Origin of the sequence: Agromyces luteolus, from assembly GCF_009729855.1 — a bacterium.
Classification (GTDB): Bacteria; Actinomycetota; Actinomycetes; order Actinomycetales; family Microbacteriaceae; genus Agromyces; species Agromyces luteolus.
The window spans coordinates 26051-45342 of sequence record NZ_WODA01000012.1; the positions used below are offsets into that span (position 1 = coordinate 26051).

Genomic DNA, 19292 nt, shown 5'->3' on the forward strand with positions numbered 1-19292 from the left:
AGTGATTCCACCCGACCCCGAGGAGGCGACGTGGCCGTCCGCGATGCGCTGCTCGTGCTGCTCACGAACGGACCCGCCTACGGGTTCCAGCTGCACGGCGACCTCGCCGCGCGCACCGGCGGGCGCCGGGAGGTGAACGTGGGGCAGACCTATGCGACGCTCGACCGGCTGACGAACCAGGGCCTGGTGGAGCCTGCCGGGTCGACCGACGACGGACTCCCCCTGTACCGCATCACGGGGGCCGGACGTGCCGCAGCGAACGCGTGGCTCGGCGGGGCCGACGGCGCCGGGGCCGATCCGTGGCACGAGAGCGTGGATCGCGTGCTCATCGCCGTGTCCATGCCCGCCGTCGATGCCACCCCCGTGATCGAGGCGGAACGCGTGCGCTGGCGCGCTCGGCGCGATGAGGCGGAGGCCCCGGCCACGGCGGACGTGGACGAGGTCGGCGCGCATCCGCGCGCGGGGCTCGCCGCCGCTGCCACGTCCGCGGAGCGCGCCCGCGCCGACGCGATGCTCGCGTGGCTCGACGGCGTTGCGACGTCCGACCTCGACGCGTCGGCCTTCGCGCCGAGCACCGAGCGCCCGAAACGCGGCCGCCGGCCGTCGCGGACGGCTCAGGCGCCGGCCGACGCGTAGCTGGCCGTCACGGCCAGGTCGAGCGGGAACTCGACGGGCGCGTCGCCGAACAGCAGCCGCCCGGCCTCCGCCGCAGCGGCGCGGACCGCATCGGCGACGGCATCGGCATGTTCGGCCGGCGTGTGCACGATGAGCTCGTCGTGCAGGAAGTAGACGAGGTGGGGTGCGCGCTCGAACACCCGACCGGAGGCGGCCGCCGACGGTCCGCCCGCGGCCATCCCGGCGAGCCGGGTGCGCACGCCCGCGAGCCAGCAGAGCGCCCACTCGGCCGCCGTGCCCTGCACCACGAAGTTGCGCGTGAAGCGGCCCCAGTCACGCGCGGACGAGCGGGCACGGCGCTCGTCGACGACGGTCGCATCGGGCTGGGAGGCCGCCGCCTGCGCCGCGTGCCACGACGGCGGCGGCAGCGGCGACGAGCGGCCGAGGAGCGTCGTCACCTGCCGGCCCGCCTCGCCGTCGCGAGCGGCGCGATCGACGAGGGCCATGGCGCGCGGGTAGGCGCGCGCGAGCTGCGGCACGAGCCGCCCGCTGTCGCCGGTGGTCGCACCGTACATCGCGCCGAGCAGGGCGACCTTCGCCTCGTCGCGCGTCGCGACCACGCCCGCGTCGACGATCGAACGGTACATGTCGCGACCGCGCCCGGCCGCGGCCATCGCGGGGTCGCGCGCGAGCGCGGCGAGGACGCGCGGCTCGAGCTGCGAGGCATCCGCCACGACCAGGCTCCACCCCGGGTCGGCGACCACCGCGGCCCGCACGGCCTTCGGAAGCTGCAGTGCTCCCCCGCCCGACGTCGCCCAGCGCCCCGTCGCGGTGCCGCCCGCCACGTAGTCGGCGCGGAACCGCTCGTCGACCACCCACTCGTCGAGCCAGGCCCAGCCGTTCGCCGACAGGAGCCGCGCGAGCCGCTTGTACGCCAGGAGTGGCGCGACGGCCGGATGCTCGTGCTCGCGCAGCTCCCACTTCGCGGTCGAGTCGACGCCGATGCCCGCCGCGCGCAGTGCGCGGAGGAGGTCGGCCTGCGAGTCGAGGCGCAGCGTGGGCGCCTCGAGCTCGCGACGGACCTGCGCGGCGAGCTCGTCCATGCGCGCGGGCTTGCGGCCCACCGGCGGGCGAGGGCCGAGCGCCTCCTCGAGCACCCGTTCGTGAACGGAACGCCGCCATGGCAGGCCGGCGGCGTGGAGCTCGGCGGCGATGAGCGCGCCGGCGGATTCGGCGGCGAGCAGCAGTCGCATCGACGTGGGGCGATCGGACGACTCGGCGAGGTGGACCTGGCGATCGTGCTCGACGACGAGGTCGGCGACGGACGGCGACCCGGCCGTCCCGGGCTCGGGCACCTGGTCGAGGTCGAACAGCACCGGCCCGCGATCGACGGATGCCGCGGGTGCGGCCTCGGACTCGAACCCGCCTTCCGCGGGGCCGGCCGGCAGCCACGCGGGCCGCTCGCGCGCGACCGGACCGGCCGCGGCGACGGCGGTCGACGAGGCGAGGATCGCGCCGCACAGCCGCAGGTCGTGGCACCGCGCCACCCGCACCCCCGCCTCGAGGAGCGCAGGCGCCCACTCGCGCGTGTCGCGCCAGACCCACCGCGGCGCGGCTTCGGCTTCGAGCCGCGCGACCTCGCGCGGGGCATCGGCCGGGTCGCATTCGCCGCGCAGGTCGCCGTCGGGGTCGAGGAACGCCACGCGCCCCGCGCTCGTCGTCGCGATCGCGATCCGCACGCCTCGATTCTGCCTCGGACCTCCGACGGCGTGATCCGCGAACCCCGGTCCGTGGCACCGGTCGCAGGTCGCCGGTCGTGGTGTCGGTGGCATCCGCGAGCATCGGGTCATGCAGGGAGGGCGTGTCGAATGGTCGCGGTGAGATTCGGGTGCGGCCACGGAGCCGACGCCGACGATGCCGGCGTGGTCGCGCTGCGCCGGGCCTGCCCGGTCTGCATGCTCGTGCACGAGACGCAGCGGAGCCGCGGCGAGCTGCTGGGCCGCGTCGCTCCCGCGCAGCGACGTCGGCTCGCCGCCGAGACGCGCATCGGTGCGGAGTACGACTGGGCCTGCGTCCGGGGCCACGATCGGTACCGCGCGAGCGTGGTGGAGGTGCTGACCGGCACGGGGTGCGCGAAGTGCCGCGCGAACGCCGCCTCGCCGGGTGCCGCCCGCGAGGCGGGCATGCCGTTCATGAAGCACGGCCTCCGGGTCGGCACGTCGATGACCGAGCAGCGGCTGAGGGTCCTGCTCGGCGAGCGGATCCGACTCCACCACCGCGCGAACGCGGTGCGCACCGCCCGCATGTTCCACGGCCGGCAGGAGGTCTGGCCCGACATCCTCGTCGCCGAGCTGCGCGTCGCGATCGAGTACGACGATCCGGGCCGCTCGGGGCGCGCGCACCGCGGGGTGAAGGAGGGGTCCGACGTCGAGAAGGACGAGGCGCTCCGCGAGGTCGGCTGGGAGGTCATCCGCATCCGCGGCGGCGGTCTGCCGCCGCTCGGGCCGTACAGCATTCCGTGCCGCGGCATCACCCCGGCGGTCGCCGACGAGGTCGTACGACTCCTGCGCGCTATTCGAGGCGACGCCGCCGTCGATGCGCTGCTCGTCCGGCCCGTGGCCGCGTCGTGAGTCTGGCGCGTCTCGCCGCCCCGCCGATAGGGTGAGGACCGTCTCCGCTTGACCCGGGCGGAGACATCGTCGTGCAGAGAGGCCCGTTGTGCTGCTCCCCTTCCTCATCGTCGGAGGCCTCGGCCTCGCCCTGCTGCTCATCTCGCTGGTCATCGGCGACGTGCTCGACCACTTCGAGGTCGGCGACGGCGCGATCTCGGGCACCGCGCTCGCCATCGGCATGACCGTGTTCGGCGCCGCCGGCGCGCTCACCGCGAGCAGCGGGCTGGAGCTCGTCTGGGCCTACGTGGTGGCGGGAGCGCTCGCGGTCGTGGCCTATGTCGTCGCCGTCCTCACCGTCCGTTCGCTCGCGCGGTCCTCCGACGGGGAGCCGGCCTCGGCGGTGGGCCTCACCGGGGTCGCCACGGCATCGATCTCGCCCGCCGGCGGCGAGGTGAGCCTCGACGGTCCGGCGGAGATCGAGCGGCGCCTGGCGTACGCCGACTCCCCGATCGACGAGGGCGCCCGCATCCGCGTGATCGCGCACGCGGGCAGCCGCGTGAAGGTGGTCGCCGACCGTTCCTGACCCGCCGGGCGTCGCGCCGCGACATCCGTCACACCCTGCACCATCACCCGCGCACCATCGACCCGAATCGGAAGAACCATGACCCCTGAGATCATCCAGATCGGCGCGATCCTCGCGATCGTCGTCGCCTTCCTCGGACTCCTCGGCTTCATCGCCGGGCGCATCCGACGCGTGCCGCCGAACGAGGCGCTCGTCATCGTCGGCCGCGCCGGCGGGCGCGCCTCGGCGGAGTCCGCCGGCCAGCGCGTCGTGATCGGCGGACGCACGTTCGTCTGGCCGATCCTGCAGCAGGGCTTCCCGATCTCGCTCGAGCAGCGCCAGATCGGCATCACGGTCGAGGGCGTCGACCGCAACCGCATCAAGATCGCGATCAAGGCCTCGATCAACTTCAAGGTCAGCGGCACCGAGGAGGGCGTGCGCCGCGCGGCCCAGCGCTTCCTGTCGCAGCAGGACCTGCTGACCGAGATCATCTCGGAGTCGCTCGAGGGCTCGCTCCGGTCGATCGTGGGCGACATGACGATCGAGCAGATCATCTCCGACCGCAAGTCGCTCTCCGACCGCGTCGTCGCCGAGACGAAGGCCGACCTCGCGGAGCAGGGCCTCCAGGTCGACCTGCTGAACATCAGCGACATCTCGACGCCGGGCAGCGACTACCTCGCCAACCTCGGTCGCGCCGAGGCCGCTCGCGCCCGCCAGGTGGCCGAGGTCAGCGAGGCCGAGGCCGCGCGGGCGAGCGAGTTCGCGCGCATCGAGGCCGCCGAGCAGATCGCCGAGCGTCAGAAGGCGCTGAGCCTCAAGCAGGCCACGATCAAGGCCGAGACCGACCGCGCGAACGCCGAGGCCGAAGCGGCCGGCCAGCTCGCGAAGGCCGAGCAGGACAAGCTCGTCGCCGTCGAGGAGCGCGACGCGCTCTCCGAGCAGGCGCTCGTCACGCAGGAGCGCCTCGACATCGAGATCCGCAAGCCCGCCGAGGCCGAGGCCTACGCCGAGGTGCAGCGCGCCACCGCGAAGCGCGACGCCGCGAACGCCAGCACCGAAGCCGAGGCGTTCAAGCGCACGAAGATCGCCGAGGCGAACAAGGTCGCCGCCGTGCAGGACGCCGAGGCGGCCGCGTCCGCCGTCCGCTTCGCCGGTGAGGCCGAGCGCGACCGCCAGGTCGCGCTCGCGGCCGGTATCCGCGCCGAGGGCGAGGCGCGCGCCGATGCCATCCAGGCCGAGGGCGTCGCCGAGGCGGCGGCCACCGATGCCAAGGCCGAGGCCCTCAAGAAGTACGGCGAGGCCGCGCTCGCGCAGGAGATCATCTCGCGCCTGCCCGAGATCGTCCGTGCGGCCGCCGAGCCGATCGCCAACATCGACACGCTGACGGTCGTCTCGACCGACGGCGCGTCGGCCATGACCAAGACCGTCGGCCAGGTGCTCGGCGAGGGCACCGAGGTCGTCAAGTCGCTCACGGGTCTGGATGTCGGCTCGATCCTCGCCGGGCTCGCCGGGGGGACCATCGTGGCCGGCCACGACGGGGCCAAGCAGGACGCGAGCTGAGCCGGGCGCGGCGCGCGCGGCACCTTAGAGTGGGACGCATGTCCCACTCCCCCGTCGTGCGCGCCGGCGCCCCCGAGCGGCTTGCTCGCATGATCCGGCTCGAGACGGTCTCGGCCGAGCTCGACGAGCGCGGCCGGGGCGACTTCGACCGGTTCCGCGAGCTGCTCGTCGAGCTCTACCCGCTCGTGCACGAGCACCTCGCGTTCGAGCGCGTCACCGACCTCGGCCTCCTCTACCACTGGCGCGGCCGCGGCGACGGCGACCCCGTCGTGCTCATGGCCCACTTCGACGTGGTGCCCGCCGACGCATCGCACGGGTGGACGTTCCCGCCCTTCGAGGGTCGGATCCACGACGGCTCTGTCTGGGGCCGCGGCGCCCTCGACGACAAGGGCCCGCTGCTGGTGCTGCTCGAGGCCGCCGAGAACCTGCTCGCCGAGGGATTCGCCCCCGCCCGCGACGTCTACCTCTCGTTCGGCGGCAACGAGGAGTCGTACGGCGGCGCCGCGATCGCCGCCGCCGACCTCCTGCGCGAGCAAGGCGTCATCCCGTGGCTCGTCCTCGACGAGGGCGGGGCCGTCGTCGACGCACCGCTCCCCTTCCTGAAGGTGCCCGCGGCGATGGTCGGCGTCGGCGAGAAGGGCGTCATGACCGTGCGGCTCAGCGCGCGCGGCGACGGCGGGCACGCCTCGGCGCCGCCGCGGCTGACCGCAGCGGCACGCGTCGCGCGCGCCGTGGCGCGACTGTCGCCCAACCCGTTCCCCAAGCGGATGCCGCGGTCCATGCGCTCGATGCTCCGAGCCTTCGCTCCGCACACGAAGGGCGGCGCCCGCCTGCTCCTCCGCCTGCTGACGGCGCTTCCCTGGCTCACGGCGCGCGTGTTCGCACGGATCGGCGGCGAGCCTGCCGCGCTCGTGCAGACCACGGTCGCGCCGACGATGCTCGGCGGCGGTTCGGCGGCGAACGTGCTGCCCGCCGAGGCGTCGGCGACGATCAACCTCCGGGTGGCGATCGGCGAGGACGTGGCATCCGTCGTCCGGCGGCTGCGACAGGTCATCCGCGAACGCCAGGTGGCCATCGACGTGCTCGAGGGCGACGACCCCTCGCCCGAGTCGCCGGTCGACGCCCCGCAGTTCCGCGCGATCGCCGACGCGGTCCGGGCCTCGTACCCCGAGGCGATCACGGCGCCGTACCTGATGATGGCGGCGACCGACTCGCGTCACTTCCACCGGTTCGCCCCCGCGGTCTACCGGTTCGCGCCGCTCGCTATGACCGCGGCGCAGCGCGCGTCCATCCACGGCGTCGACGAGCGCGTGAGCATCGACAGCCTCGAGCGGGGCGAGCGGTTCCACCGCGCGCTCATCCGTTCGTTGCCGGAATGAGACATCCGACCGACTAGGGTGAACCCACCCTCGGATCCGGACCACGGACTCCGCCCGAATGCCCCCGCCCTCGCTCCACCCACCCGAAGGACCCGCCATGAAGCGCGCTGCGAAGCTCGGACCCGTCGCCGCGATCGTCGGCTTCCTCGCCTTCGTGGAGTTCACGAGCGGCATCATCCAGGGCTACTACACGCCGCTGCTCACCGACATCGCGCGCCACCTCGGCGTGCACGACGCCGACGTGAACTGGCTCGAGGGCTCGCAGCTCATGCTCTCCGCGCTCGTGGTGCCGGCGTTCGCGAAGCTCGGCGACATGGTGGGCCACAAGCGGATGCTGGTCTGGTCGACCGCGATCACCGCGGTGGCGTCGACCGCGCTCGCGTTCACGGACGTCTTCTGGGTGTTCCTCGTCGCCTGGGCGCTTCAGGGGTTCTACGTCGTCTGGCTCCCCCTCGAGATCGCGCTGGTGTGGTCGCGGAGCCGTTCCGCCGACCGCCCGGCCGCGATGACGCGCCGCGCCGCCGGGTTCCTGGTCGCGGCCCTCGAGCTCGGTGCGATCGCCGGGGCGCTCTCAGCGGGCGCGCTCGCCGAGGCGCTGCCGATGCGGGTGCTGCTGCTGGTGCCGGCCGTCGCGGTCATCGCGTGCTTCTTCGTGATCCTGTTCGGAGTGAAGGAATCGCCGGACCTCACGGGCGGCACGCTCGACACCGGCGGCCTCATCCTCATCTCGCTGGCCCTCATCTCGCTCACCGGCGGGCTGAGCTTCATGCGGCTGAACGGCCCCGGCGACCTGCTCTCGTGGGCGCTCGTCGCCCTCGGCGTCCTGCTCGTCGTCCCGTTCGTGCGGTACGAGCTGCGGCATCCCGACCCGCTCATCGACGTGCGCATGTTCCGCTCGACGACGCTCTGGCCGGTCTTCCTCACCGCCGGCCTGTTCGGCGTCAGCGTGCTCGGCGCGCAGGCGCCGCTCTCGACGTTCGCCAGGACGGATGCCGCGACCTACGGCTACGGCCTCGGTGCGACGAGCTTCCAGACCTCCCTGCTGATCGGCTCGTACGTGCTCTCCCTCGTGGTCGGCGCGATGCTCTTCCCGTTCGTCACGCGCTGGCTGTCGCCGCGTGTGGCGCTCATCGGCGCGAGCGCGCTCGTGTCGATCGGCTACCTGCTCTTCCTGCCGTTCCACGACGCGTACGGGCAGGCGCTCACCAACTTGGTCATCGCGGGCATCGGCTCGGGGGCGCTCGTGGCGGCGCTCCCGGCGGCCGCCGCGGCCGCCGCGCCGCAGCAGCAGACCGGCGTCGCGACGGGCCTCACGAACTCGGTGAAGACCGTCGGCGGCGCGATCGCGTCGTGCGTGTTCGGCATCGCGCTCCTCGGCGCGGCGGGCGAAGCCGCCACGGGGACCGCCGGGAGCTTCGCCGGCTACGTGACGGTCTGGCTCGTCTGCGGCCTGACCGCCGCCGTCGCGGCGGTGGTGCTCGCGTTCGTGCCGAAGCTGGCGTTCTCCGACGCTCCCGAGGTGGAGGCGGCCGCGGTCCGCTGAGGATCTCCGCGGCATCATTCGACTACACGTGGAGTTCCTGCTTACTTACATATAAGAGGTTATATGTAGGTAAACTTCGCTCATGGCTTCAGATGAGCTGCCGGATGTCGCGAGCCTCCGGATCGCGATCCCCCCGACCACCGCCGAGCCGCGCGAGTGGCGGCCCCGGAACCCGGCGGGATTCTCCAACGCCGAGGTCCGCCGTCAGACGGGCCCGTACGTCTCCGCGCAGACGGCGAGCATCGCTGAGTGGTCGCCCCGCCTCTCGGGCATCGACACGGCCGATATCGAGGAGGCCGCGCTCGCGCTCGCCGACTTCGACCGGTACGCCCTCATCCGCCTCGGCGCGGAGCATCCCGCACTCGGACCCATGTCGGCGATCCTGCTCCGCACCGAGAGCGCCTCGAGCAGCCAGATCGAGCAGCTGACCGCCTCGGCCCGCCAGCTCGCCCTCGCCGAGATCGACGAGGGCGATCGCGCGAACGCCGCCACCGTCATCGGCAACGTTCGGGCGATGGAGGCGGCGATCACGCTGTCCGAGCATCTCGACGCCGACAGCATCCTGGCGATGCACCGCGAACTCCTCCGCCGTCAGGTCGGGCTCGAAGACCAGGCCGGTGCATTCCGGACCGAGCTCGTCTGGATCGGCGGCCGCGACAACGCCGGCCCGCGCGGTGCGGACTACATCGCGCCGCAACCGGAACGGATTCCCGCCGCGATCGACGACCTGGTGGCCTTCGCCGGCCGCGTCGACCTGCCCGCGCTCCTGCAGATCGCCGTCGCGCACGCCCAGTTCGAGTCCATCCACCCGTTCGTCGACGGCAACGGCCGCACCGGTCGCGCGCTCGCCCAAGCCATGCTGCGCAACAAGGGACTCGCCACCCACACGACCGTGCCGCTCTCGGCGGGCCTGCTCGTCGACGTGAGCCGATACTTCGAGGCGCTGCGGGCGTTCCGCGACGGCGACGCCGGCCCGATCGCGCACAGCTTCGCCGACGCATCCCGATATGCAGCGAGTTCAGGCCGCGCCCTGGTCGACGCCCTCGCCGACCAACTCGAGGCATCTCGCCAGAAGCTCGCCGGCATCAGGTCGGTCTCGAAGGCCTGGGCGCTCCTTCCCCGCCTGATCGCCCAGCCGATCATCAACAGCCGGTATCTCACGCGTGAACTCGGCTTCAACGACGTCACCGCCAAGCGCACGATCGAGACCCTCGTCGAACGGGGCGTTCTCGTCGAACGTTCCGGGCGCGCGCGGAACCGGGTCTGGCAGCACACCGGCATCCTCGACGCGCTCGACGACTACGCCGCGGAGATCCGGCGATCCGCACGGCACCGCTGAACGGGATGGCGCGGCGGCGCCATCCCGCGGTCGAGGCCCGTCTTCGACCGGGCTCATCCTCGCGATCGTGGGTTCCGCCATCGGCATCGTCGTGGCGGTCGTCACGTTCGTGCGCGCTCTCATCCGGGGGGTCGGATGCCGCGGCTCGCGCGTCCTGAAAAAAGGACTGGCCTGCGCGGGCTTCCCGACCCGACGACGTGATCGACCCGGGGCACCGAGCGAGATTTCAGCCCTCTCCGAGCTCGCGCAGGGCGCGTGAACGCTCCTCGGTCAGCGAACCGATGAGGCCGTTGCGCTTGGCCTCGGTGATCCACTTGCCCGCCGTCTGCGCGTCCACCCCATGCAGGGCGGCGATGGCCTCGCGCGGCGTCAGACCGGCGAGCACCGCCTTGCGGTAGAGCCGCGCCACCTCGGCGTCGAACTCCGCGGACCCGCCGCGCGGACGCCGCAACGGTCGCTCGGAGGTGAATTCGGCCAGCCAGCGCGCATCGATCTCGGGCGAGTTCATGCCGGCGGCGTCGACCGCGTCGGCCCATCCGATGCCGCGGAGGACATCACCGGTCAGGCGCACGCCCTCGGGCGCGATCACCGTCATCGTGCGCCCGTCGTCGCCGAACTCGATCGTCCATCCGGGCAGCAGCGAGGGGTGCTGTGTCGTCCTGCGCATCTTCGGCATGAGGTGTTCCTCTCGTGGCGGCCAGGAGGCTTCGCCTACCAGAAGTACTCAGGCATCTGGTCGTTCGTCAACCATGACCGCCCCCCAGTTCTGGTGTGATTTCGCACATGGCGTTCCCCGTCGTCGCGATGAAGCATCCCGTGTCCCCGGTGCGTGCGACGATCCGCTTGACGGACGATCGGCGGGAGGGACGCGATGCGGGGCGAGGCGACCGTGCTGCACGCCGATCTCGATGCGTTCTACGCGTCGGTCGAGCAGCGCGACGCGCCCGGGTTGCGGGGCCGCCCGGTCATCGTCGGCGGCGGCGTCGTGCTGGCGGCGAGCTACGAGGCGAAGGCTCGCGGAGTGCGCACCGCGATGGGCGGCCGGCAGGCCCGGGACCTCTGCCCGGATGCGGTCGTCGTCCCCCCGCGGATGGACGCGTACTCGGAGGCCAGTCGAGCCGTGTTCGCGATCTTCCGCGACGCGACCCCGTTCGTGGAGGGGCTCTCCATCGACGAGGCGTTCCTGGAGGTCGGGGGTCTCCGACGCATCGCGGGCACGCCCGAGCAGATCGCGGTGCGCTTGCGTGGGCGGGTCCGTGCGGAGGTCGGGTTGGCGATCTCGGTCGGGATCGCACGCACCAAGTTCCTCGCCAAGGTCGCCAGCGCGGTGAGCAAGCCCGACGGGCTCCTCCTGGTCGAGCCCGAGCGGGAGGCGGCGTTCCTGCTCCCGCTGCCGGTGGAACGGCTGTGGGGCGTCGGCGACGTCACTGCCGAGAAGCTGCACCGCCTCGGCATCCGCACCGTCGGGCAGCTGGCGGAGCTCGAAGCCGCGACCGCGGAGCGGCTGCTGGGCAGGGCGACCGGCGCGCACCTGCACGCGCTGGCCCGGCTCCGCGACCCCCGTCCCGTCGACACGACGCGCCGACGCGGCTCCATCGGCTCGCAACGCGCACTCGGCAGCCGCCCCCGCACGGCCGACGAGCTCGACCTCATCCTGACCCAGATCGTCGATCGACTCGCCCGCCGTCTCCGCGACGGGGACCGCGGGTGCCGCACGGTCGTGCTGCGCCTCCGCTACGGCGACTTCGCGAAGGCCAGCAGGTCGCGCACCCTCCGGTCCGCGACCGACCGCACCGCGGTCCTGCTCGCCATCGCGCGGGAACTGCTCGCCGCCGTCCTGCCCGAGATCGCCGAGCGCGGCATCACCCTGATCGGCGTCTCGTTCTCCCACCTGGCCCGCGGCGATCGCCTCCAGCCCGAGCTGCCGATCGACTGGGACGACGGGGCGCGCCTCGATTCGGTGCTCGACGCCGTCCGCGATCGCTTCGGCGCGGCATCCGTCGCACGCGCTGCGCAGCTCGGCCGCGATCCGGGATGGTCGGCGCCGGTGCTGCCCGAACACGAGTGAGGACGACGTGCCGGAACGACCGGCGTCACGAGCGAAGGTCGAGATCTGGAGGTAGGGCGGACGGGACTTGAACCCGTGACCGATGGATCTCCTCGGTGCGAATCCGCTGTCTCGGCACGAGCCGGGATGCCTCGAATACTCTCGACGTGATCTGGAATTCCTTGCCACGATCGGCGCTGTCGGTTCCCGATGTTACCCGATGGACTCGAGGATTCTCGGGCGGTCTCGGATCAAGAGTGCTGGATAAGCGTGCGCGGATCAAGTCATCTACGCGCACCCTTCGGAGTAGTACACCTGCGGCACGTTTCCAGTGACGACCTGTGTCACGGTGCCGGTCTCGTCGGTGACGAAGACGATCCCGCTGATTCCGGGCCCGAGGGTAGTGAGAAGCTTCCCGCCTTCGACGTATGGGTTCGCTCGCTCTTCCATGGCGCCGAATTCGGCTCGTATGTCGGCTTCGGTGGACCCGACGCTGTTGCCTCCGGCTGTGCGCGGGAGGTCGTTCACTGTGAAGCCGTCGGACGGTTCGTACGGCCCGGAGATGCTGAACCGGTCCACTGGGCCGTTCGAGCCTGCGGATTCGGCGAGGTAGCCGATGTGCGCCGTCGTCCCGGTGGAAGACAGGGCACCCTGTCGGCAGTACCCGCTGAAGTCGTCGTACCTGCCCGTCTCAATGGTCTGCCCAGCCTCTGCGGACAGCGCCTCGGTGATCTGGTCGATACTCATCCCCGCCGTGAGCGGTCCGAGGGTGCCGTACCCGATCACCCACGACGAGAGGTCGTCGAGCTCGCCACCGCCTGTGGTGAAGACGGTGACCGTGCGTGTGCTTTCAGGAGTGACCGATTCGGCGACGAAGTTCAGGGCAGCCGTCGCAGGTGCGATCACTGCCAGCACGAGGCTGGCTTTCGCGACCATCGATCCGGCTGCTGCGCCGGCGGCTTGCGGGGAGCTCCCCGTCTCGAGCAGCGCAAGCGCGAGCTTGTTTGCGATCTCTTCGTCGGCCTCCCCTAGGCAGTCGAGTACGGCGGCTGCCCCAGACAGCACGTCGGATGTGTCTTTGAGGGCGTTTGTGCAGGAGGCCACCGCAATGGTTGCCGCCAAGTATCCGTCCGTACTTGAGAGGCCCCACTTCACCAGGGCGCTGGCGATTGAAGATGTCAGGAACTGGGGCACTGTGGGAGGGTGCAAAGTGACGAGGGGGGAACCGATCGGGACGGAGTCCACCGCCGTCGAGCTGAACCCGTAGCTGATCTCCTGTGCTGGCCCGACGATGACGCCGTTTGCACTTAGATCGGAGATGGACTGGGCGATGACGGTGTCTATGTTCCCCACAGCTTGGAGTGCCGCGTCGAACGCTGCCTGTTCGACCGTGGAGTTGTACGACCATTGCGGCGTGGCTGCCGCTGTGACCGTGTAGGCGAATCCTCGGTTCACGCGCGCCTTCACCACGAGAAGTTCTGGTGAGTTCGCGTCTCGTCCCGTACAGAAGAGGATCGGGTTGTTGGCGTTATAGTCGATGACGACGACCGACTCTACCCACAGCGGTGTTACCGGCATGTCGCAGACTGGGTCGTCGACGCGGGTGTCGAAGATCTTCCCGATGCCGAAGTAGAGGGCGTCGGCTCCGTCCGCGAACGCCTTGCCGATGTTCGTATTCGCTTCCTCCAATGAGTTCCCGACGGCCGCCGCGGCTTCCTGCACGCTCTGTCCGGCGGATTTCGCCCCATTCACGACTGACTGCAGGGCCTGCTGTCCGCCGGCGACAATGTCGTCCCACAACGACAGGTGGTGCACGGTCGCGGTAAGCGTCCGTCGGTCGGCGGATAGCTCTGATGGGACTGCCTGCCATCCGCCCAGTTCATCGTTGAAGAACATAAACGCGGCGGCCGTCTCCTCCGGCAGCGGTTCCGGGTACACCCGAGTCAGCTGCACGCCGGTCGTTGGCATCTCCCCGTCGAGTTCGATCTGCGTCGGTACGCCGATCACGGCGCCGGCGGCGGTTGCTTCCCGCAGGCCGTCGAGGGATGTCTCAGTCAGTGTCCCGGCGGTCACGGTGGCGGCATCCGAGTCCCCGTCGACGGCAACCGTGATCCGCGACCCGGGGTCCGGTTCAGCGGGTGCACAGCCGGACAAAGCCGCAAGAGCGAGGATCGCCGCCATGACAAAGGCGGTCGACCGAACCCCCATGGTCCCTACGTTTACTCGGCGATCCGGGGCGACAGCGAAAGTTCGGATCCCGCGCACGGCACTCCCCCAAGAACTCGGCTCTTCTGCCGCTGACCATAGTGGGCAAAACGGAGGAAGGGAAAGCGACCTGTTGGAGGGGCATCTCGTGAAACGGGACTACTGACGGCTCGCGCCTGCTGCACAATCACGGCCAAGTCGAGGTGTACCCGTCCGTACGGAGGCTCGCGTGATCGATTCCGGTGGAGACACAGTGACGTAGCCGGGAACAGAGGGTTGTGTGCTCCGTAGAACAGCGCGCCGGCCAGTAGGCGGTAAACGAGGTGACCTACCATTGCATGGCTAGTCGTTCGAGAAATATCGGTCGGAGCACGACGAAAAACTCCTCGTCGATTACCCGGTCGGTCCACGGGACGCCGTCGTGGTTGAGTGCATTCTCGCTGGTCACACGCTCGGTGGTCGTTTCGAACGGGAACCGGATGGTTGCCTTTCGGAACCATGCCCAAGTTCCGTCTGCGCGACCATGATCATTTCAGCGCCGCGATACATGTGGCCGCTCTATCCGGATCGGTCGGTGTTCAGACGCGCCGGGGAGACAAAAGCTTCCACCCGTCCATAGACGAGGTGAACCGGTCGGCGAAGGACTCGGTCCGATGGTCGAGCTCGTACTGAGGCAACGGAGGCCCGAGACTTCGCAACGATCCCAGTCCGTATCCGAGCGGTGTCCGCTCCAGCTTCCCACGCCGAACGAGATCCTCTGCGATCCTTCGCACGGTTGGCTTGGGTATCGACGTCATCGCCGTGATCTCGGCGAGCCCGATATAGCGCGAGACCCAACCGCGCCAAGATGGCGAGCACACGACCGACCACCGTATGGTCATCCATTAGAGCGTCACCTCCGAGCCAGAGGGATCGATCGGCTAACTCAGTGCTACACCCTCCCCACCGGCATCGGGAAATGGCTCTGCCAAACTCCCCCAGAATCGGAGCCCCAGCCGAGTGTCTTGTTGCTCGAGAGATTCAACGATTATCCATCGTTTGGCGCTGGGTACTGTTGCTCGAACCAGTTCTTGTTGGCCGGATTCGTCACCATTGCAAGCAAGAGGATCGAACGAAGGATCTGTCGGTCGAGTTCGAGGAGGTAAGCGAGCCTATCCTCATTGATTCGCAGGATCCGCGTCGTGGAGCCCCCTCGAATCTTCCCCTCTTCCTCGGCTTGAGCGTTGTCCAAGATCGCACGCTGGCACCTCCCGACGGCTGCCTGCCCTGCCTCGAGTCGCGGACCCGCGGACTCATCAACGAACAGCGCCGCCTGCAATGTCAAGTCGGTCACCCGTCCGTCGAGCTCCTGCCATCGCCGCTCCCACGCTTCGCCGAACTCGTTTGAGAGCGACATGAATTGCTCGGCTCGATCGTTAACCGCTGCGTCGTTCATTTCACGATGCAACCGATGACAGGTCAGATAGAACACCTTCGTCTCGGTATGCTGATCGCTCAATCGTTCGATCAAGTCGGTTCGGTTCTGGTGCAGGCGTTCCCTCGTGGCGAGATCGGCCGTGTGCAAGCGATCGCGGTGAGCTTGGTCCTGGATCGCCTGACGATCTGCAGTGCCAACTTCCGCGAGTGCCTCTCGGTCTTTGGCCGCAGTCTCGGCAGCGCTCTTGCCCGCCTGCCTGGCACCTATCCAGGCGCCTCCGATCGCTGCGGCAGCACCGATAAGCGCGCCTGCAAGTCCTTGGAGAAATGCGGAGTCATACCATTCCGGTTGCATAGGGACAGTGTGGCCCTGATCTTGAACGGCGGCACAAACCAGTGACTCGGCGAATCTGAGCCGACCCTTGGCCACCGAGGAGACCACCGCGAGCGAGGCAACGAACGACGCCCCGCTCGCTCGCCCGTGCGGCTCAGTAGACGCCGGCGCGGCTCAGGCATCCGCCCCCCGAACGGGGCCTTCTTCTTGACAGTTGATCTAGCGGGGCGCCAGCATTGGCGCAGGTCTGAACCAGCTTGGAACGAGCATTGGGGCGGCGATGCCACCGTGGGGGCGGTTACTTGCCGGCGGATTGGCCGCCGGCTTCTTTGCGGTCGCTCTTCTCGCCGTTGCGCCCCTCCCGACGAGCGCGCCGAGTGCCGCAGCCGCCGACGAAGCCTGCACGGTACTCGGGGCACTCGGAGAACTTGACCCGGCCTCGGCGGCGTCCGTTACGGCGGAACTCTTCGAGGCAGCCAATGCGACGGACGACGGGGATACACAACCCGTTGCCCCGATCGCACGACGGGTCATCGATTGCGTTCTTGCCGCCGAGAAGCCGCCAGCGACCGAGACTGAAATCAACGCAGCTGTCTGCGAAATCGCGGGAGCGCTTAACGAGGAGCAGGAGTTCGAAGCGGCGCTGGCGATGATCGACGCGCTGCGCACGGCGCGAGATGACAACAAGCTCTGCCTTGACGAGCACACAGCGGCGTCCGAAGGAGTACGCCCGACGGTGGATGCGAAGGGTTTGGGCGAGCTTTGGACGACGTTCCAGACCGACGTGGTTAAGCCTCTCGCTCCGATCGTCACGTTCGTCTCCCTGGCCGCGATCGCACTGATCGCCGTCGCGCGACTTCTCGTCCTGTTCGGCCTGTTCAGCGACAGGGAAACGTGGAATTGGCAGCGCGAGCTCGCGGGGGTCCTGGGGGTTGTCCTCGCGATAGGAACGCCGACGCTCTTTGCGACGCGGGCGATGTGGTTCGGTGATCGTGGCGATAGCGGTACTCCCGTCGACCCGGACTACTCGACCTTCGTGGCCCAGCTCTTGAACTGGGCTTGGGGATGGTGGGTCCTATATTTGAGTCTCGCCGTCGCGGCAGTGGTGCTGCTTGCGTACTGGTGGGCCACCAAGCCGAGAATGACGATCTCCATCACGTCCAAGAACGACGGATCCGGCCTCGACGCGACTCGCCTGATGACGACGATCGACGCGATGGCGGGACGACCGAATAGCGGCATCGAGTTCCCGGTCGGCACTGATATCGTGGACCAGGCGAAGGCGATCTCGGAAGTCTCCCAGAACAATTTCGTCGCCGCGCTCCAATCCCTCGTGAAGCTCGTTTTCGGGACGAGCCCGTGGCAGTTGAAGGTCGAGAACGAGACGGACGGCGCCGTCTCCATGGCGATCTCGCGGAACGGTCGAGTGACGATCGCGCGACGCCTCGACGTCAACGGCAGTCGGCTCAAGGACATTCCCGAGCCATCGCAGCCCGGTCGATTGGCTGCACTAGTCGCGGGAGAGGTCATCTCGGAGATGGCGCGAGCGTACCGGTCGATCCGCCCGGGATTGAACGGCGCAAGCGAGCCGACCTCGATCGCGTATCAGTACGTCGCGACCACCGCCCTCGAGTCAACACCTGAATTGCGCCAGGCCGCGGTCCCGCTCCTCCACGACGCCCTCAACGACGACCCGAACAATCGCGGCGCCGCCGCGACACTCGCGAACTTCATCTATCGCGACCCCAGCAGTGTCGACGTCGATCATCGCGGATACCGGGCGTTCCTCGAAGGCGCGATCGACAGCGAACTTCGGCAGCTGGCCGCCGGCAGATGGCTTTCCATCGTTCGAGCGAGAGTGGCTTGGTACGTCCGAGAAGCACTGTACTCCGAGGTACCGTTCCCCGCACTTCCAACCGGCACTGTGCGGATCTCCATCGGTCGTCTCCGACGCAACGACCTGTTGATTCGACTTCTCCAGATGCACACTGTTGCATCGCGAAATCTCGCGGCGTCCACACCAGACTCCCTCGGCGACGCCCCTCTCTCGCCCTACGAAGCTCTCTGGCTCTACCTGAACGCGAGGTCGAAGCGCGGGAACGCGTCTCGGACGCTGTACGCGCGGCGTCGCCAGTTGTTCCTAATCGATCGCTTCCGCGAGCTGGATTGGACCCCCGGGACCGGCACCTCTCGGAGGCCAGATCTCCTCCAAGACGGGTTCCGCGGCCGCGAACGTCGAGCCTGGGCCGCCGCACTGCCGGAGCCCGACGGCGCCGACAAGCACCTCGCGGACCGATTCGCCTGCGAGGCCGCCGTTCTACGCGTGTGGGGCGACTTCGACCAAGACCCTGATGTCACGTACACCCTCGCGTGTCACCGGGCGACCACGTGGCTCTGACCAAGGCCCCACGAAGAGAGGACAGCATGCCTGATCACAGCGACGTATGGAAGGCGCTGACGGACGCGACGGAGTCTCTCGATGCAGCCCTGTCGGATCTCGTTGATGCCGCGGCCCCACCGCCGAAGAGCGAACCTCAACTGAGGGCGCACCTCGAGCGCATTCGCACCGCGTCGGAGACTGGACGCCGTGCATGCGAGAGCGCGAAATCCTCCCTCGCGGCGCGGACCAGTCTCGACACGCTGGTCGAGACTGCGAACAAGCGAGCGGAGCAAGCTGAAACCACGGCGCAGGCGACGGCCAGCTCCAAGGCCACGGAGGCCGCGAAGAAGGAAGGGCGCGAGGCGGCCGCAGCGGCCAGGGACTTCCGTGAGGATCTAGTTCGTGCGCGCACACACGTGAGCCTGGGCGTCCTGTACACCCTCGGAAGTGCACTCCTGAGTGTCGACGCGGCGGACCAGAGTGCCGAGCGCGCCATCCGTGAACTCGCAGACAAGGAGCGCGCGCCCCTGACGGCGGCGCGTGAGAAGACCACGGCGACATCGACGGCCGTGCGCGGCCTGGTCGACGACAGGCTAAATCTCGAGAGATCGCTGTATAAGCTCCTGCTCGTGAGCGCGCGGGAGGAGGAGAATCGTCAGTGGTATCCGGTCGATCCCGAGATGGCGAAGGTCCGTGCCGCCGGCATCGCACCGCGTGAGCTGACTCCCGAAGCAAAGGAAGCTCCGAAGCCCGTCAAACCGGAGGATCAGAGCTACGAGGTGCTCGTCAAGCAACTCCTCGCTCGCATCGCGAAGAAGTGAACGCGAACGTATGGCGCCGACGATTGGTGACCGCCCGTGGCTACCTCGGGTCCCTCAGGGCGTCCGCGTGTTGAACACGGTGCGGCCTCAGGTCGAGTAGGGGACCTCGTTGCCCTGTACCCATTCACGCCGCCCGACGTACATCGGCAACCAGCTCGTGCTGACTCGACGTGTTCATCGCCCAGTGCAATAGAGCTCGAGGTGAATTTCTTGGGTCTGGTGGAGGGGCGAGTTGTCCCAGCTGCGGTTGCTGCTGGGAGTTGATCTCATTCGAGATCGATTCGTTGCGGCTCCAGCACACGCGAGAGCTGGCGAGTCGCACCGTGCCCGATCCCCCAGCCCTTCGGAAATCGACCGCGGCGACACGGACTAAAAGGGCAGAAAGCCCAGATCAACAGGGCTTTTGTGGGGCGGGCCAGGATCGAACTGGCGACCGATGGATCTCCTCGGTCCGAGCTCGCCGTCTCGGCATAGGCCGG

At 69.4% G+C, this 19292-nt stretch carries 15 protein-coding genes; 10 read left to right on the forward strand and 5 right to left on the reverse strand.

Features of this window, described 5'->3' with window-relative positions:
- Window positions 1-30: 30 nt before the first annotated feature.
- Window positions 31-636 (forward strand): PadR family transcriptional regulator, encoded by a 606-nt coding sequence (locus GLX25_RS07170; protein WP_166548571.1) that lies wholly within the window; start codon window positions 31-33, stop codon window positions 634-636.
- Here the strand turns inward: GLX25_RS07170 and GLX25_RS07175 are convergent.
- A complete protein-coding gene (locus tag GLX25_RS07175) occupies window positions 615-2354 on the reverse strand; it encodes a bifunctional 3'-5' exonuclease/DNA polymerase (protein ID WP_271192439.1) in 1740 nt (579 codons plus the stop codon). The genes GLX25_RS07170 and GLX25_RS07175 overlap by 22 nt on opposite strands.
- 138 nt (window positions 2355-2492) lie before the next feature.
- On the opposite strand from GLX25_RS07175, the gene GLX25_RS07180 reads away from it, so the two are divergent.
- From GLX25_RS07180 to GLX25_RS07205, 6 genes are all read left to right on the forward strand, one after another.
- Window positions 2493-3245, forward strand: coding sequence for a hypothetical protein (locus GLX25_RS07180; protein ID WP_155841660.1), 753 nt, complete (start codon window positions 2493-2495; stop codon window positions 3243-3245).
- A gap of 88 nt (window positions 3246-3333) precedes the next feature.
- Complete coding sequence (locus GLX25_RS07185) at window positions 3334-3810, forward strand: NfeD family protein (protein ID WP_271192441.1); 477 nt, start codon at window positions 3334-3336, stop codon at window positions 3808-3810.
- A gap of 78 nt (window positions 3811-3888) precedes the next feature.
- Complete coding sequence (locus GLX25_RS07190) at window positions 3889-5349, forward strand: flotillin family protein (protein WP_155841661.1); 1461 nt, start codon at window positions 3889-3891, stop codon at window positions 5347-5349.
- A 38-nt stretch (window positions 5350-5387) separates the two neighbouring features.
- Window positions 5388-6728 (forward strand): M20/M25/M40 family metallo-hydrolase, encoded by a 1341-nt coding sequence (locus GLX25_RS07195; protein ID WP_155841662.1) that lies wholly within the window; start codon window positions 5388-5390, stop codon window positions 6726-6728.
- A gap of 97 nt (window positions 6729-6825) precedes the next feature.
- On the forward strand, window positions 6826-8271 hold the full coding sequence (locus GLX25_RS07200) for an MFS transporter (protein ID WP_205719843.1): 1446 nt from the start codon (window positions 6826-6828) through the stop codon (window positions 8269-8271).
- Window positions 8272-8353: 82 nt separating this feature from the next.
- Window positions 8354-9610 carry a Fic family protein gene (locus GLX25_RS07205; protein ID WP_155841665.1) on the forward strand — a complete coding sequence of 419 codons (1257 nt, stop codon included), beginning with the start codon at window positions 8354-8356 and terminating at the stop codon, window positions 9608-9610.
- A gap of 226 nt (window positions 9611-9836) precedes the next feature.
- Here GLX25_RS07205 and GLX25_RS07210 read toward each other — a convergent pair whose 3' ends face one another.
- The gene (locus tag GLX25_RS07210; RefSeq protein ID WP_155841667.1) at window positions 9837-10205 is read right to left on the reverse strand and encodes a hypothetical protein; all 369 of its coding nucleotides are present in this window, start codon (window positions 10203-10205) and stop codon (window positions 9837-9839) included.
- Between the two features lie 276 nt (window positions 10206-10481).
- On the opposite strand from GLX25_RS07210, the gene dinB reads away from it, so the two are divergent.
- Window positions 10482-11678 (forward strand): DNA polymerase IV, encoded by a 1197-nt coding sequence (gene dinB, locus GLX25_RS07215; RefSeq protein ID WP_155841668.1) that lies wholly within the window; start codon window positions 10482-10484, stop codon window positions 11676-11678.
- Between the two features lie 267 nt (window positions 11679-11945).
- On the opposite strand, the gene GLX25_RS07220 is transcribed toward dinB, so the two are convergent.
- From GLX25_RS07220 to GLX25_RS07230, 3 genes are all read right to left on the reverse strand, one after another.
- Window positions 11946-13865, reverse strand: coding sequence for a hypothetical protein (locus GLX25_RS07220; RefSeq protein ID WP_155841669.1), 1920 nt, complete (start codon window positions 13863-13865; stop codon window positions 11946-11948).
- A 575-nt stretch (window positions 13866-14440) separates the two neighbouring features.
- Window positions 14441-14743, reverse strand: a complete 303-nt coding sequence (locus GLX25_RS19480) for a helix-turn-helix domain-containing protein (RefSeq protein ID WP_155841671.1) — start codon at window positions 14741-14743, stop codon at window positions 14441-14443.
- 146 nt (window positions 14744-14889) lie between these two features.
- A complete protein-coding gene (locus tag GLX25_RS07230; protein ID WP_155841673.1) occupies window positions 14890-15633 on the reverse strand; it encodes a hypothetical protein in 744 nt (247 codons plus the stop codon).
- 259 nt (window positions 15634-15892) lie between these two features.
- On the opposite strand from GLX25_RS07230, the gene GLX25_RS07235 reads away from it, so the two are divergent.
- Entirely contained in the window at window positions 15893-18010 is a 2118-nt protein-coding gene (locus GLX25_RS07235; RefSeq protein WP_155841675.1) for a hypothetical protein, read from the forward strand.
- Window positions 18011-18036: 26 nt separating this feature from the next.
- Window positions 18037-18813 carry a hypothetical protein gene (locus GLX25_RS07240; protein WP_155841677.1) on the forward strand — a complete coding sequence of 259 codons (777 nt, stop codon included), beginning with the start codon at window positions 18037-18039 and terminating at the stop codon, window positions 18811-18813.
- Window positions 18814-19292 lie beyond the last annotated feature (479 nt).

Coding starts and splice junctions, on each gene's coding strand:
- GLX25_RS07240 (WP_155841677.1), top strand. CDS start 18,037: ATGCCTGATCACAGCGACGTATGGAAGGCGCTGACGGACGCGACGGAG.
- GLX25_RS07235 (WP_155841675.1), top strand. CDS start 15,893: ATGCCACCGTGGGGGCGGTTACTTGCCGGCGGATTGGCCGCCGGCTTC.
- GLX25_RS07200 (WP_205719843.1), top strand. CDS start 6,826: ATGAAGCGCGCTGCGAAGCTCGGACCCGTCGCCGCGATCGTCGGCTTC.
- GLX25_RS07230 (WP_155841673.1), bottom strand. CDS start 15,633: ATGCAACCGGAATGGTATGACTCCGCATTTCTCCAAGGACTTGCAGGC.
- GLX25_RS07190 (WP_155841661.1), top strand. CDS start 3,889: ATGACCCCTGAGATCATCCAGATCGGCGCGATCCTCGCGATCGTCGTC.
- dinB (WP_155841668.1), top strand. CDS start 10,482: ATGCGGGGCGAGGCGACCGTGCTGCACGCCGATCTCGATGCGTTCTAC.
- GLX25_RS07220 (WP_155841669.1), bottom strand. CDS start 13,865: ATGGGGGTTCGGTCGACCGCCTTTGTCATGGCGGCGATCCTCGCTCTT.
- GLX25_RS07205 (WP_155841665.1), top strand. CDS start 8,354: ATGGCTTCAGATGAGCTGCCGGATGTCGCGAGCCTCCGGATCGCGATC.
- GLX25_RS07195 (WP_155841662.1), top strand. CDS start 5,388: ATGTCCCACTCCCCCGTCGTGCGCGCCGGCGCCCCCGAGCGGCTTGCT.
- GLX25_RS07210 (WP_155841667.1), bottom strand. CDS start 10,205: ATGACGGTGATCGCGCCCGAGGGCGTGCGCCTGACCGGTGATGTCCTC.
- GLX25_RS19480 (WP_155841671.1), bottom strand. CDS start 14,743: ATGACCATACGGTGGTCGGTCGTGTGCTCGCCATCTTGGCGCGGTTGG.